The organism is Mycobacterium sp. SMC-14 (genome assembly GCF_046250075.1).
Lineage (GTDB): Bacteria > Actinomycetota > Actinomycetes > Mycobacteriales > Mycobacteriaceae > Mycobacterium.
In genome coordinates, this window is sequence record NZ_CP176429.1 from 2839553 (window position 1) to 2852321 (window position 12769).

Annotated in this window: 15 protein-coding genes; 3 read left to right on the forward strand and 12 right to left on the reverse strand. The window is 67.4% G+C overall.

Annotation, left to right across the window (positions count from 1 at the left end):
• Genes ACKY0W_RS13320 through ACKY0W_RS13360 form a run of 9 tightly spaced genes read right to left on the reverse strand, consistent with a single transcriptional unit; the run spans position 1 to position 8326 of the window.
• Positions 1–1029: a phosphotransferase family protein gene (locus ACKY0W_RS13320; RefSeq protein ID WP_409434437.1), complete on the reverse strand. Its 1029-nt coding sequence runs from the start codon at positions 1027–1029 to the stop codon at positions 1–3.
• Positions 1026–1799, reverse strand: a complete 774-nt coding sequence (locus ACKY0W_RS13325; RefSeq protein ID WP_409434438.1) for an SDR family oxidoreductase — start codon at positions 1797–1799, stop codon at positions 1026–1028. The genes ACKY0W_RS13320 and ACKY0W_RS13325 overlap by 4 nt, the downstream gene beginning before the upstream one ends.
• Positions 1796–3016 (reverse strand): acyl-CoA dehydrogenase family protein, encoded by a 1221-nt coding sequence (locus tag ACKY0W_RS13330; protein ID WP_409434439.1) that lies wholly within the window; start codon positions 3014–3016, stop codon positions 1796–1798. The genes ACKY0W_RS13325 and ACKY0W_RS13330 overlap by 4 nt, the downstream gene beginning before the upstream one ends.
• Positions 3017–3029: 13 nt before the next feature.
• Positions 3030–3851 (reverse strand): SDR family oxidoreductase, encoded by an 822-nt coding sequence (locus ACKY0W_RS13335; protein ID WP_409434440.1) that lies wholly within the window; start codon positions 3849–3851, stop codon positions 3030–3032.
• A gap of 56 nt (positions 3852–3907) precedes the next feature.
• The gene (locus ACKY0W_RS13340) at positions 3908–4564 is read right to left on the reverse strand and encodes a TetR/AcrR family transcriptional regulator (RefSeq protein WP_409434441.1); all 657 of its coding nucleotides are present in this window, start codon (positions 4562–4564) and stop codon (positions 3908–3910) included.
• Positions 4565–4573: 9 nt separating this feature from the next.
• Positions 4574–5821 (reverse strand): DNA recombination protein RmuC, encoded by a 1248-nt coding sequence (locus ACKY0W_RS13345; RefSeq protein WP_409434442.1) that lies wholly within the window; start codon positions 5819–5821, stop codon positions 4574–4576.
• Between the two features lie 37 nt (positions 5822–5858).
• Entirely contained in the window at positions 5859–7391 is a 1533-nt protein-coding gene (locus tag ACKY0W_RS13350; RefSeq protein WP_409434443.1) for a class I adenylate-forming enzyme family protein, read from the reverse strand.
• 10 nt (positions 7392–7401) lie between these two features.
• Positions 7402–7851 (reverse strand): hypothetical protein, encoded by a 450-nt coding sequence (locus tag ACKY0W_RS13355; RefSeq protein ID WP_409434444.1) that lies wholly within the window; start codon positions 7849–7851, stop codon positions 7402–7404.
• Positions 7852–7897: 46 nt separating this feature from the next.
• Positions 7898–8326 (reverse strand): VOC family protein, encoded by a 429-nt coding sequence (locus ACKY0W_RS13360; protein WP_409434445.1) that lies wholly within the window; start codon positions 8324–8326, stop codon positions 7898–7900.
• A gap of 58 nt (positions 8327–8384) precedes the next feature.
• Here ACKY0W_RS13360 and ACKY0W_RS13365 point away from each other — a divergent pair, with 58 nt between their 5' ends.
• The gene (locus ACKY0W_RS13365) at positions 8385–9539 is read left to right on the forward strand and encodes a DUF222 domain-containing protein (RefSeq protein ID WP_409434446.1); all 1155 of its coding nucleotides are present in this window, start codon (positions 8385–8387) and stop codon (positions 9537–9539) included.
• A 199-nt stretch (positions 9540–9738) separates the two neighbouring features.
• Positions 9739–10821, forward strand: a complete 1083-nt coding sequence (locus tag ACKY0W_RS13370) for an IS110 family transposase (RefSeq protein WP_409434447.1) — start codon at positions 9739–9741, stop codon at positions 10819–10821.
• Between the two features lie 377 nt (positions 10822–11198).
• On the opposite strand, the gene ACKY0W_RS13375 is transcribed toward ACKY0W_RS13370, so the two are convergent.
• Positions 11199–11420 (reverse strand): hypothetical protein, encoded by a 222-nt coding sequence (locus ACKY0W_RS13375; RefSeq protein ID WP_409434448.1) that lies wholly within the window; start codon positions 11418–11420, stop codon positions 11199–11201.
• Between the two features lie 123 nt (positions 11421–11543).
• On the opposite strand from ACKY0W_RS13375, the gene ACKY0W_RS13380 reads away from it, so the two are divergent.
• Positions 11544–11849 carry a hypothetical protein gene (locus ACKY0W_RS13380; protein WP_409434449.1) on the forward strand — a complete coding sequence of 102 codons (306 nt, stop codon included), beginning with the start codon at positions 11544–11546 and terminating at the stop codon, positions 11847–11849.
• A gap of 6 nt (positions 11850–11855) precedes the next feature.
• Here the strand turns inward: ACKY0W_RS13380 and ACKY0W_RS13385 are convergent, their stop codons facing one another.
• Together ACKY0W_RS13385 and ACKY0W_RS13390 are read right to left on the reverse strand one after the other, a co-directional pair.
• Positions 11856–12257 (reverse strand): flavodoxin family protein, encoded by a 402-nt coding sequence (locus ACKY0W_RS13385; RefSeq protein ID WP_409437776.1) that lies wholly within the window; start codon positions 12255–12257, stop codon positions 11856–11858.
• A 50-nt stretch (positions 12258–12307) separates the two neighbouring features.
• Complete coding sequence (locus ACKY0W_RS13390; RefSeq protein ID WP_409437777.1) at positions 12308–12724, reverse strand: hypothetical protein; 417 nt, start codon at positions 12722–12724, stop codon at positions 12308–12310.
• Between the last annotated feature and the right edge of the window lie 45 nt (positions 12725–12769).

A 12769-nucleotide genomic window follows, 5' to 3' on the forward strand; every position in this document is an offset into this window, starting at 1 on the left:
TCAGATGCCTGCTTCGTGGGCGACCTCACGCGCCTTGTCTACCAAGGCGTCGATCCACGCGGTGATCGGAGTGCCGGCGGCGGCCTTGTTCGCCGGGTTGTCGAGCACCCGCCGCACGATGCCCTCGGCGATGATCGCGACCTTCCACAACCCGAGCGCATGCCAGAACTGCAGCGACGCCGCGTCTCGCCCGGTCACTTCCAGGTACACCCGGGCCAGCTCCGCCCGGTCCGGGAAGCCCTCCAGGGTGCTGATGACGAACTCCCCGGCGATGTGCTCTTCGCCGACCTGCGGCCAATACGCCAGCAGGCTGCCCATGTCGGCCAGCGGGTCGCCGAGGGTGGACAGTTCCCAGTCCAGTACTGCGATCACCTCACCGCTCTCGGGTGAGGTGATCACGTTGCGCAGGTGGAAGTCCCCGTGCACCAGCGTGAGCTCCTGCTGCGGCGGCACCGCGGCGGTCAGACGCCGGGTCAGATCATCGAGTGCGGGCAGCTCGCGCGTCTTGGACTTCTCCCACTGCCCGGCCCACCGCTTGAGCTGACGCTGCGCGTACGGCTTGTGGCTGGCCAGATCACCCAGGCCCACCGCGGTGATGTCGACGGCATGAATCTTGGCCAGCGTCGTGGGCATCGACAGCCCGATCTGTCGGCGCCGCTGGGGAGAAAGCGCCTGCGCCACCGACATCCGGTCGGCCACCACGCCCTCGACGAACTCCATCAGCAGCAGCGGCGTGCCCTCGGGATCGCGGGTCAGCCCGTACACCTTCGGTGTGGGGACGTCGGTGTCGCCCAGCGCCGCGAGGATCCGCGCTTCCCGGGCCACATCGTGGGCCGAGGCCAGCAACGTTCCCAGCGGCGGGCGGCGCAGCACCCAGCTGTGACCGGCGTCGTCGGACACCAGGTAGGTCAGGTTCGACTGGCCGATTCCGATCCGCTCGAAGCTCAACGGCCCGGCCACGGGCAGGCCCAGTTCGGTGATCCACGCGGTCGCGGCCGCCGGGTCGATGCCCAGGGGCTCGTCAGTCACGCCAGACCGCCCCGGAATCCGGTTGCGTCACCGAGGATCTGGCCGCCATCCATCACCAGGGTCTGCCCGGTGATCCAGCTCGCCGCATCGGACGCCAGGAACGCCACCGCGTCGGCCACGTCGACCGGCTCGCCGATCCGGCCCAGCGGTATGCCAGTCGACAGCCCCTGCTCGTGTTCCTTCCACAGCACCTCGGCCAGCTTGGTGCGCACCACACCCGGACAGATCGCGTTGACCCGAATCCTCGGGGACAGCTCCAGCGCGAGCTGTTTGGTGACATGGATCAGCGCCGCCTTGGTGGCGTTGTACATGCCCATCAGCGGCGCGTAACTCATGCCGCCGATGGAGGCCGTGTTCACCACCACGCCGCCGTGATCGCCCATCCATGCTTTGACCGCGCAGGACGTCCACAGCAGCGGCCCCCACAGGTTGACATCGAAGATCTTGGCGAACCGGGCGTGGTCCTGGTCGATCAGCGGTCCGAACGCCGGATTCGTTCCGGCGTTGTTGACCAGGATGTCGATGCTGCCGAACCGTTCCAGGGTGGCGTTGATGCAGCGCTGGGCGGCGTCGTCGTCGGCGACGTGGGCGGCCACGCCCAGCGCGTTGCCGGTGACCTGGGCCGCCGCCGCGTCGGCACTTTCCTGGTCGCGCGAGGTCAGGACCACGTTGGCGCCCGCTTCGGCCAGCCGCTGCCCGATCGCCAGACCGATCCCCCGCGACGCGCCGGTGATGATCGCGGTGCGCCCCGCGAAATCCTGTGTCGTCATCGGGCGTCCTCGCGGTACTTGCGCAGCTCCTGGCGGGCGATGGCACGCTTGTGCACTTCGTCGGGGCCGTCGGCGAGGCGCAGGGTGCGCAGGTGCGCCCAGAAGCCGGCCAGGGGAAAGTCTTCGGTGAGTCCACCGGCGCCGTGCACCTGCATGGCCCGGTCGACGATCTTTAGCGCGATGTTGGGCGCGGCAACCTTGATCGCGGCGATCTCGACCTGCGCCGCCTTGTTGCCGACGGTGTCCATCAGGTACGCGGTCTTGAGCGTCAGCAGCCGGATCATCTCGATGTCGATGCGCGCCTCGGCGATCCAGTCGCGGATGTTGGCGTTGTCGGAGATCGGCCGGCCGAAGGCAACGCGGGACTGTGCGCGCTTGCACAGCAGCTCCAGGGCCCGCTCGGCCATGCCGATGGCCCGCATGCAGTGGTGGATGCGGCCGGGGCCGAGCCGGGCCTGGGCGATCGCGAATCCCTCGCCCTCACCCTTGAGGACGTCTTTGGCGGGCACTCGTACGTCTTTGAAGTCGATCTCGGCGTGGCCCTCGCGGTCCTGGTAGCCCATCACCGTCAGTCCTCGCATGATGGTGACGCCCGGGGCGTCGATGGGAACCACCATCATCGACTGCTGTCGGTGAGTCGCCGCGGTGGGGTCCGTCTTGCCCATCACGATCATCACCTTGCAGTTCTGGTGCAAGGCGTTGGAGGCGAACCATTTGCGGCCGTTGAGCACATACCCGTCACCGTCACGCGCCATCGACAGCTGAACGTTGGTGGCATCGGAGCTGGCCACCTGCGGCTCGGTCATCGCGAACGCAGAGCGGATGGTGCCCTCCAACAGGGGCTTGAGGTATTTCTCCTTGTGTTCGTCGCTGCCGAACAGCGTGAACACCTCCATGTTTCCGGTGTCGGGGGCTGCACAGTTGGTCGCTTCCGGCGCCAGATGCGGACTGCGACCCATGATCTCGGCCAGCGGCGCGTATTCGAGGTTGGTCAGCCCCGGACCCCATTCCGGGTGGGGGTGAAACAGATTCCACAGGCCACGCTCACGCGCTTGGGTCTTCAACTCCTCCAGGATCGGAGGCTGGAAGTGCGGGTTGCCGGCTTCGGCCATCTGCGTCTCGTAGACCGCCTCGGCCGGGTAGACGCATTCGTCCATGAACGCCAGCAGATCGGTCTGGTATTTGGTTGCACGCTCGGACATTTCAAACAGGGACATACAGGCTCCTCACCTAGGACACTTCTGAGTCGAGCAGGCCGCGCTGGTAGCGGCGCATGCCGCGCAGCCAGCGGTCGTAGTCGCCTGCCTTGTGCCGGAACATCTCCAGCACCACCGGGTGCGGCAGGATCAGGAAACGCTCGTCGTCGATGGCGGCGAGCACCTGGGCGGCGACGTCGGCGGGCTCCAGCACTTCGCCGGCGGTGGTGACCGCGCGGGTGGCCAGATCGCCCAGCGGATCGCCGGATTGTTCACCGGCATAGAGCAACTTGGTGTTGACGCCCATCGGGCATAGGCAACTGACCCGCACGCCCTGGTCGCCGTAGGTGATGTTGAGCCATTCGGCGAATCCGACGGCCGCGTGCTTGGTGACCGCATAGGTGGCACCGCCGAGTTGGGTGAGCAGGCCGGCGGCTGATGCGGTGGAGACGAAATATCCCTCCCCGCGGCTCACCCAGTCGGGAATCAGCAGCTGGGCGGCGCGGATGTGCGAGCGCAGATTGACGTCGATGGCCAGGTCCCAGTCGGCCTCGCCGGGCAAACCGGGGGCACCGGTGATCCCGGCGTTGGCGAAGTAGAAATCGACCGGGCCGTAGCGCTCCTGCGCCAACGCGATCAATTGCCGGATGGTCTCGGTGTCGGAGACGTCGCCGCCGCGACCGACCGCGGCGCCGGGATGCGCGGCGTTGATCGCCTCGACCACCGCCGCCGCGGCCTCCGCGTCGAGGTCGGCCACCACCACTTTGGCTCCGGCCTCGGCCAGCGCCGCGGCCAGTGCTCCACCGATGCCGCCACCGCCGCCGGTGACGATCGCGACCCGCTCGGCAACCTTCATATGCAACGTCCCCGTTCTTCAGTGCGCAACAGCTGTGACATTAGTTGAATCCGATTTCATGTTCGATTGTTGGCGATGCGGAATTGCAGGGCATTGGCCCACAGCCGGGTGACCGTGGCGACCAGGGTCTCGAAGTCGGCGCTCGAGCCGTGCGCGGCCTCCTCACCCACGAAGGTGCCGTACGCGAGCCGGCTGACCATCCCCGACAGAGCGCGCGACGCCAGGAGCGGATCGACGTCGGCGCCGGCAATGCCCCGCGCCTGCAGATCGGCGATGCCGGCGGCGTTGCGTTGGACGAACGCGTCGGCTCGTCGCGCACGGAAGGCGCGGAACTTCGGATCGATCTGGGCCACCTGTTCGAGCAGGCCCATCAGCTGGGCATTGCGCCGATACGCCTCCAAGTAGGCGCGATTGCTCGCCTCCAGCACCGCATACGGGTCGTCGGAATCGCTCACCCGGCCCATGCCCGGATGCATCATGTCCTGCTGGGCCTGCTCGAGGACCGCGGCGAAGATCTCCTCTTTGTTCGCGAAGTAGGTGTAGAACGACCCGGTGGCACACCCGGCGGCCTTGGTGATGTCGGTCAGCTTGGCGTCGAGGTAGCCTTCACGCTCGAAGACCTTGCGGGCCGCGGCGACCAGCCCCGCCCGGGTGCGCGCCCCGCGCACCGTCGCCGGCAACTGGCGGACCGGGGCGGCCGGGACGGCATCCATCCGGGCAGACTAACTGAATTCGATGTCAACTTCACTGACTTCTTCGAGGCCGGTGCCGAGTTCGCCGAGCATGGCTTCAGCCTCCGTCTCGGGCAGCGATTCCACCCCGCGCAGCTTGCGTTCGATGGCGCGGGTACGGACCCCGGCGGTATCGATGGTGTTGCGGGCGGTGTCGAGTTGCTTGCGGGTCTTCTCCAGCACCGCCGCGAACTTTCCGAACTCGGTCTTGACCGCGCCGAGCACCTGCCAGACCTCGCTGCTGCGCTGTTCGATCGCCAGGGTGCGAAAACCCATCCGCAGGCTGTTGAGCAGCGCGGCCAGCGTGGTCGGGCCGGCCAGGGTGACGTTGTACTTGGCCTGAATCTGCTCAAACAGCCCAGGCTGGCGCAGCACCTCGGCGTACAGGCTCTCGGTGGCCAGGAACAGGATCCCGAAGTCGGTGGTTTGCGGTGGATCGAGGTACTTGTCGTGGATATCGCCGGCCTCGGCTTCGATCCGCCGGATCAGCGCCTGGCGTGCGGCGGCCTCCCCCGCCGAGTCGGCGTGTTCCTGCGCGTCCAGTAGGCGCTCGAAGTCCTCACGCGGAAACTTGGCGTCGATCGGCAACAACACCTCGCGGGCGCCGGTGGCGCCCGGCAGGCGGATCGCGAATTCCACCCGAGCGTTCGAGCCCGGCACGGTAATGACGTTGGTGGCGTATTGCTCGGGCGTCAGTGTCTCGGCAAGCAGCGCCGCCAACTGCGTCTCGCCGAATATGCCGCGAGTCTTGACGTTGGTCAGCACCCGCTTCAGATCACCCACCCCGGTGGCCAGCTTCTGCATTTCCCCCAGCCCCCGCTGCACCGCTTCCAGTCGCTCGGAGATCTGCGTGAACGATTGCGCCAACCGGGTTTCCAGCGTGGCCTGCAGCTTCTCGTCCACCGTGGCGCGCATCTTCTCCAGTTGCGCGGTGTTCTCGGTCTGCAGGCTCCGCAGCTGCCGATCCAGCGTGGCGCCCAGCTTGTCCTGCGTTCCCTGCAGGGTCGATCCGAAGCGGTGCAGGGTCAGCTGCCACTGGTGAAAGGCCTGGGCGAGTTCGGCCCGCCCGGCATGCTGCTCTTCGCGCAGGGTCCGCTCCACGCGCTCGCTGTCCCCGCGCAGCGCGGAGAGCTGCGCAGGCGAGATCGCCCCGCCGGCGGGGCGCACCAGCACCACCACCTGGAGGATCACCGCCAGCAGCGCCAGCGAGGTAAGGAGGATCAGCAGTGCTGTGTCCATGCCGGCAAGGTAGCGCGCGCCACCGACAAGTCCGGCGTTACCGCAGCGGCGAGCCCCATTGCACCTGGTTACGCAGCTGCGCCTTGAGCAGCTTGCCGCTGGCGGTACGTGGCAGCGCCTCGGTCACCACGGTGATGTACTGCGGCACCTTGAAGTCCGCCAATTGGCCGCGGCAGTACTCCAGCACTGCCGCCACGTCGATCTCGCCCTGGTCGCCGAGCAGCACCGCGCCGACCTTCTCCCCCATCACCTCGTCGGGCACCGCGAGCACACACGCGTCGGCCACGCCGGGAGCCGACAGCAGGGCGGCTTCCACCTCGACGCTGGAGACGTTCTCGCCGCCTCGGTTGATGATGTCTTTGAGCCGGTCGACGATGTGCACCCGGCCGGCGTCGTCGACGCGCACCACGTCGCCGGTGTGCAGCCAGCCGTCGATGATCGTCGCGGCGGTCGCCTCGGGCCGGTTCCAGTAGCCCCGCATCACATTCGCCCCGCGCACCACCAGTTCACCGGTGCCCGGATCGTCCCCGAGCGGGACGACGCCGATGTCTCCCGACGGCACGGCGTAGCCGACCGAGTCCGCGTGCGCCACCGCGTCGGAGTCCGGCAGCACCGTCATGAGCGAGGCGGTTTCGGTCATGCCGTAACCGTTGAACACCGTTGCCCCGCCGAATGCCTCGCGCAGCGAGCGCACCAGCGCCGGTGCCGTCGGCGCCCCGCCGTAGCCGACCCACCGCACCCCGCTCACGTCGACCTTGGCGAAGTCGGGATGCCGCAGCAGCAGTGAGTAGATCGCCGGCACCGTCACCATCGATGAGATCCGTTGCGCGGGAAGTGTTGCGATCAACTCGGGAAGACTCAGGGATCCCATGATGACCGCCGTGCCGCCGGTGTAGGCGGCGACCAGCAGCTGGGAGTTGCAGCCGGTCACATGGAACAGCGGCACCGAGATCAGCGTGCGGTACTCCTCACCCAGGGCCCGGGTCCGGCCCAAGGTGCGCATCATGTTCTCGGCGTTGGTCACAAACGCCTCGTGGGTGGTGGGCACCCCTTTGGGGCTGCCGGTGGTGCCGGAGGTGTAGAACAGCGCCGCGGTGTCGCCCGCATCGAGGCCGTCCACCACATACGGTTGGCCATCGGGCAGTGCACTGCCGGGCGCCAGGTCCACCCGAACGCCGGCATCGGTGAGCACGAAGTCGACTTCCGGTGCGGCCGAACGGGTATTGACGGCCACCGGTATTCCACCGGCCATCAACGTTCCCCAGAACGCCAGCACCCAGTCCAGTCCCGCCGGGTAGCGCAACGCGACCCGATCACCGCGCGCCAGACCGTCAGCGCGCAGCCCGCCGGCCACCCGCGCGGCCCGCTGCCACAGCTGCCGGTAGGTCAGCCGGTCGCCCCCGAGTTCGACCACGGCCTCACCGTCGGGCCGCTGCTCGACCTGCTCGGCCAGCACATCGAGCAGCGTCGCCGGCAGCTGCTCGTAGTGCGCGACACCGCCACGGTCGCGGATCACCCCGGTCGCCGGAAAAGGGTTGTCGTGCCGGGCGATTTCGACGACGTGTGTCATGAGCGGCCCGTCATCGCCGGCGTCGCCAGTTGTGCGTCACCACCCGCAACGTCCCGCGCAGTGCGTAGGCCGCGGACACCATGGACGCGAGGATCAGCACGATGAACATCGGCAGCCAATTGCCGCGGTCGTGGTTGATATGCCACCAGACGTAGGTGAACAGCACCGAGGACACGAAGAAGACCACGTCGCGCCAGTTGCCCTGATAGGAGAGCGCCGCGGCCCGCAGCGCCCTCGTTCGGTCGGAGGCGGCGACCAAGTCGTCGATGCGCTCGTCGATGGTGCGCTGCAAATCCGCGCGCCGCTGCGACTGCTCCGCGGGAAGCCGGTCGAGCAGATCGAGGTCCTGTTTGATCAGGGCGCGTACGTCCGGGCCTTTGAGCTGCCCGGCGGCCGCGGCGAACAGGGCTCCACCGAAGACCGGTGCCGCGCCCAACGCCATGCTCAGCATAGAGGGCATCGTGGTGGGTGTTCCTTTCCCGTTACGTCCCGGCCACCCTACGACGTCAGCCCAGATTTACCGTGCCATCGGGCGCGATCCGCCAGCCCGGGTTGTGGGCGATCTCCCAGATCAGTCCGTTGGGGTCTTGGATGTGGGCGTGGAATACGCCGCCGAATTGGCCCGGTTGCGGCGACTTGAGCACCGTGCCACCCGCGACGGCCATGGCGTCGGCCAGCGCGATGACGGCGTCGGGACTGCCGACGTTGTGTGCCACGGTGACTCCGGAGACCCGGGAATGATCACCGGGCAGCGCGAGGTCCTGGTTGAACTTGTCGGCGTCGAAAAAACCCAGTACCTGACCCGGCGCCGCCTGGTAGAAGACGATCTCGCCCTCGACGTCCAGCAGGGGCCGCCAGCCCAGCGCACCGTAGAAATTCCTGGTCGCGCCCAGATCGGTTGCCGCGATGGTGACGAAGTGCACCTGTTGCTCCATGCGGCCGAGCCTAGAACGGCGGGGCCTCGTGTCAGACCCCCTCGGTAGAATCGCACGTATGTTCGATCCGAACGTGCTGGAGCCGGAGTCGTTGGCCGAGGCCGACGACAAGGCCCTGGTGACGGCCATCTCGGAATGGGCCCGGCTGGAGGCCGCCGCCGCTGCGCGCCGGCTGGCCGTCATCGGCGAATTGGTGGCGCGGCGCACCCGCGGGGTAGATGCGGTCAACCGGTCACGTTGGTCGTGCGACTACTGGGACGCCGCGGCCTCCGAGGTCGCCGCGGCCGAGCAGATCAGCCACGGTATGGCGTCCTCGCAGATGTATCTCGCCTCCGCATTGCGTGACCGCCTGCCGAAGGTCGCCGCACTGTTTCTCGACGGGGCGATCAGCATCCGTCTGGTCGCCACGATTGTCTGGCGCACCACCTTGATCACCGACCCCTACGTCTTGCAAGCCCTGGACACCGAACTCGCCGGGATCGCCACCAGCCTCGGCCCGCTGTCCGCGGCCAAGACCGCTGCCGCCATCGATGCCCTCATCGACCGGTTCGACCCCGAAGCCATTCGGCGTTACCAGCGGGGTGCCCGAGGGCGCGAAGTGGTTGTCGATACCCGCAACAGTGAAAACGGCACCACTGCGCTGTGGGGCCGGTTGCTCTCCACCGATGGCACAGCGCTCGATCGGCGCCTGACGCAACTGGCCCACACCGTCTGCGACGACGATCCCCGCACGATCGCCCAGCGCCGCGCCGACGCCCTCGGTGCCCTGGCCACCGGTGCCGACACCCTGGCCTGCGCCTGCGGCAACTCCGAATGCCCCGCCGCCGGTGCAGACGCCCGCGCGAGCAACGTCACCGTCTACGTTCTCGCCGAACAAGCCGCCCTGAACACCGCGGCCGACTCGCGTTTCGGCGACGGCGAAGGGCCCGTCGCTCCGGCATCCCAGACGCGCACAGCAGCCTCCGGACACATCATCGGCGGGGGTACCGTTCCCTCGCAGTTACTGGCGCACCTGGTCAACCGGGGCGCCGGCGTCAAACCTCTCCGGCACCCGTCTGATCTGCCTGCCGAGCCTCAGTACCGTCCCTCACGAGCGCTGGCTGCCTTCATTCGCGCCCGCGACCTCACCTGTCGTTTCCCGGGCTGCGACCGTCCTGCCACCCACTGCGATATTGACAGAGATGATGAGGTGTCACCCGCGACGGCGGCCTGACTCTGACCTCGATTGGCGCCGGTGGGCTGTCCTTGTGTGGATCTGTCGACCGCCGTCGTGGGTGACGCGCTCGACGTCACCGACGTGACGGCTGTGACTTCATAGGAGCTTGCGCCACAAGCACCCATCTCTGTCTTGTCCAACCGCCAACGCCGGTGATGCCACCCATCCACCGGAAATTGAGGACGGTAGAACAAGCATGACAAGTAAGGCAGGGTCGCGTCACATCGTCGCCGGGGTTGATACCCACAAATTGACCCATCATGGCGCCCTCCTCGACGCCAACACGGGAAAGCTACTGACAGAACAGGAGTTTCCGGCAACCCGCGCCGGCTACCGGAAAATGCTGTCCTGGATGCGCTCGTACGGCGAGGTGGTCAAGGCGGGACTGGAGGGCACGGGTTCCTACGGCGCTGGGCTGCACCGGTATCTGCAAACACACGCGGTGACGGTGATCGAAGTGGCTCGACCCAACCGCCAAGATCGACGCCGACAAGGCAAATCTGACCCGATCGATGCGATCAACGCCGCGCGTGCGGTGTTGAGTGAGTCGGCAACCACTACCCCGAAAGACCGCGACGGGTACGTCGAATCGGTGCGCCAAATTCGCGCCACCCGGCGCAGCGCCACCAAAGCTCGCCGGGCCGCATTGCACCAGATGCACGGTCTACTGTGGTGCGCCCCCGAAGAGCTACGCGCCAAACTGGGCAGCTATGACCGAGCCGCCCTGGTTTCGCGATGCGCACGGCTGCGCATTCCCGCTAGCGCCACCCTGGAAGACCCCGCGATGAACGCCCGCCGCATGCTGCGCCGCCTGGCCAAACGTATCCAGATGCTCGACGACGAAATCGCCAAGGCTAACCATGAACTTCACGACCTCCTCACCCGCCACGCTCCGAATCTGCTGGCCGTCAACGGCGTCGGTACCGAGGCCGCAGGACAAATCCTGACCACCGCCGGCGAGAACATCGACCGTCTCAAATCCGAAGCATCGCTGGCCCGACTGTGCGGCGTGGCCCCCATCCCGGCCAGCACTGGTAGCACCACACGGCACCGACTGCACCGCGGCGGCGACCGGCAAGCCAACAGCTCGATCCACCTGGTCGTGGTCAACCGGCTGCGCTGGCACCAACCGACCAGAATCTACGCAGCCCGCCGCACCGAAGAGGGCAAGTCGAAAAAGGAAATCATGCGCTGCCTCAAACGAGCGGTAGTCCGTGAGCTATACCGAGCCCTCCAAGCCGATCTCAACCCTCAAAACGGGGCCCTTGACGCTGCATAGGAGCATCCATGCCGTGGCCCACCCGCATGGAGCCACCCACCCAGCCAACCTGCGATGCCTATGCCGAAAACATCACTTGCTGAAGACTTTTTGGACCGGTGCCCGCGGCTGGAGCGATATCCAATACCCGGACGGCACGGTGAAATGGACCAGCCCCACCGGCCACACGTACACCACCCGGCCTGGCAGCACTCTGCTGTTCCCTGCCCTGTGCCTAGCCACCGCCGCAGCAGCGGTAACACCGTCACCGGCGACATCGACCGCCGACCGCGGCCTGATGATGCCTACCCGCACGCACAGCCGAATCCACGACCGCGCCCACCGCATCAACAGCGAACGTGCTCTCAACAAGGCGCCACCCTGACGAGGGCGGGCAACTAGCTCTTGAAGGGCAGGATCTTGTTGAGCTGGTCGAGTTGCTTGCGCAGGTCGTGGATCAGCGCGGTGCCCTTGGCGGTCTGGGCCACGGCATACATGCCGTTCTGATGCTGGGCCAGCTCCGCGATGTTCTCGTGGGCGACGCGCACGGACTCCAGCGTGCGCGCAAGCAGGTCCGTGGTGGACTCCGTCGTGGTCGCAGTGTCGTTTGCATGGGTCACGGCATCGCAGCCTATCGCCTCACGATAGGAACTGCGCGGAAACCGCGGGCATAATCTGCGACAAACATCGGCCGCGTCCGGCATAGTCACTCGACAACACGACGCGATGAGAAGGGGTCGACCGTGAAGCGCTACCTCACCGGGGGCCTGACCACCGCTTTGGCGGCCACCGGGCTGGCGACCGGGTGGCTGATCGCCGCGGCGCCGGCGGCCCAGGCGGGCTGCCAGGACAACCCGCTGCTGTTCTTCTCCACCGCCCAGAAGTGCGACGGTCCGATTCAGCCCGACGGCAGCTGGCAGCGCTGCGTCATCTACTACTACGAGCCGCCGAAATCACCGCCGTCGCAGCAGGACTGCCACTCCATGGGACCCGGCCGGGATTACCCACTGCACTCGTTCTACATGCCGGAGAACCACATCGACCCGTAACGGGGCTCAGTCCATCAGCTGCGCGGCCACCGTCGCGCCAAGCTCCCAGCACGCGTCCAGGTCAGTTTTGCCCGGCTTACCCGACACCACCACGTAGTCGGCCGCTTTGACCCATCCCAGGCCCGTCGTGATGGAGTCGACGGCCCGTTCGGCGCCCTCGGTTCCCTCGTTGCCGTGCAGGTAGAGGCCGAACGGCCTGCCGCGGGTCGAATCCAGGATCGGGTAGTAACAGACGTCAAGGGCATGCTTGAGCGCGCCGCTGATGTAGCCCAGGTTGGCCGGGCTGCCCAGCAGGTAGCCGTCGGCGGCCAGCATGTCGCTGGCCGACACTTCGAGCGCGGCGCGGCGCACCACCTCGACGCCCTCGATCTGCGGGTCCGTCGCCCCGGACAGCACCGCCTCGAACATGGCCTGGCAGAACGGTGATGGCGTGTGGTGCACCACCAGCAGCGCCTTGCTCACTGCTGGGCCTGCAGCGCGACCGCGGTCTTCATCGCCTCCCGCGCGCGACGACGGTCCCCGGCGAACTCGTAGGCCCGGGCCAGCCGGTACCAGCGCCGCCAGTTGTCCGGGTCGGCGTCGAGTTCGGCGCGGACCGTGTGGAAGAGGGCATCGGCGGCGTCACGTTCGATGCGTCCGGATGGCCGCCGCGGCAAGGCGCCGGCGTCGAGTTCCATGCCGTCCTCGGCGATCAGCCGCGACAGCCGTTGGTGGGCGAATCCGTCCCGCAGGGTGGCGATCATCGCCCACAAACCGAGGAACGGCATGATCAGCAGCGCCAGCCCCATCCCGATCGCCGCCACCGAACCGGAAGCGATCAGCAGCACCGCGATCCGGCCCAGAAACGCCAGATACATCAGCAGCGCCACACACATGAAGGCGATGAGCACCTTCACCCGCGTGGCCGGCGACACCTTGAT

Bases quoted from the DNA above. Each gene is read 5' to 3' on its own strand.
- ACKY0W_RS13340 (WP_409434441.1), bottom strand. From the start codon at position 4,564: ATGGATGCCGTCCCGGCCGCCCCGGTCCGCCAGTTGCCGGCGACGGTG.
- ACKY0W_RS13365 (WP_409434446.1), top strand. From the start codon at position 8,385: ATGTTCGATCCGAACGTGCTGGAGCCGGAGTCGTTGGCCGAGGCCGAC.
- ACKY0W_RS13345 (WP_409434442.1), bottom strand. From the start codon at position 5,821: ATGGACACAGCACTGCTGATCCTCCTTACCTCGCTGGCGCTGCTGGCG.
- ACKY0W_RS13335 (WP_409434440.1), bottom strand. From the start codon at position 3,851: ATGAAGGTTGCCGAGCGGGTCGCGATCGTCACCGGCGGCGGTGGCGGC.
- ACKY0W_RS13350 (WP_409434443.1), bottom strand. From the start codon at position 7,391: ATGACACACGTCGTCGAAATCGCCCGGCACGACAACCCTTTTCCGGCG.
- ACKY0W_RS13355 (WP_409434444.1), bottom strand. From the start codon at position 7,851: ATGCCCTCTATGCTGAGCATGGCGTTGGGCGCGGCACCGGTCTTCGGT.
- ACKY0W_RS13370 (WP_409434447.1), top strand. From the start codon at position 9,739: ATGACAAGTAAGGCAGGGTCGCGTCACATCGTCGCCGGGGTTGATACC.
- ACKY0W_RS13330 (WP_409434439.1), bottom strand. From the start codon at position 3,016: ATGTCCCTGTTTGAAATGTCCGAGCGTGCAACCAAATACCAGACCGAT.
- ACKY0W_RS13325 (WP_409434438.1), bottom strand. From the start codon at position 1,799: ATGACGACACAGGATTTCGCGGGGCGCACCGCGATCATCACCGGCGCG.
- ACKY0W_RS13385 (WP_409437776.1), bottom strand. From the start codon at position 12,257: ATGTTCGAGGCGGTGCTGTCCGGGGCGACGGACCCGCAGATCGAGGGC.
- ACKY0W_RS13390 (WP_409437777.1), bottom strand. From the start codon at position 12,724: ATGTGTGTGGCGCTGCTGATGTATCTGGCGTTTCTGGGCCGGATCGCG.
- ACKY0W_RS13360 (WP_409434445.1), bottom strand. From the start codon at position 8,326: ATGGAGCAACAGGTGCACTTCGTCACCATCGCGGCAACCGATCTGGGC.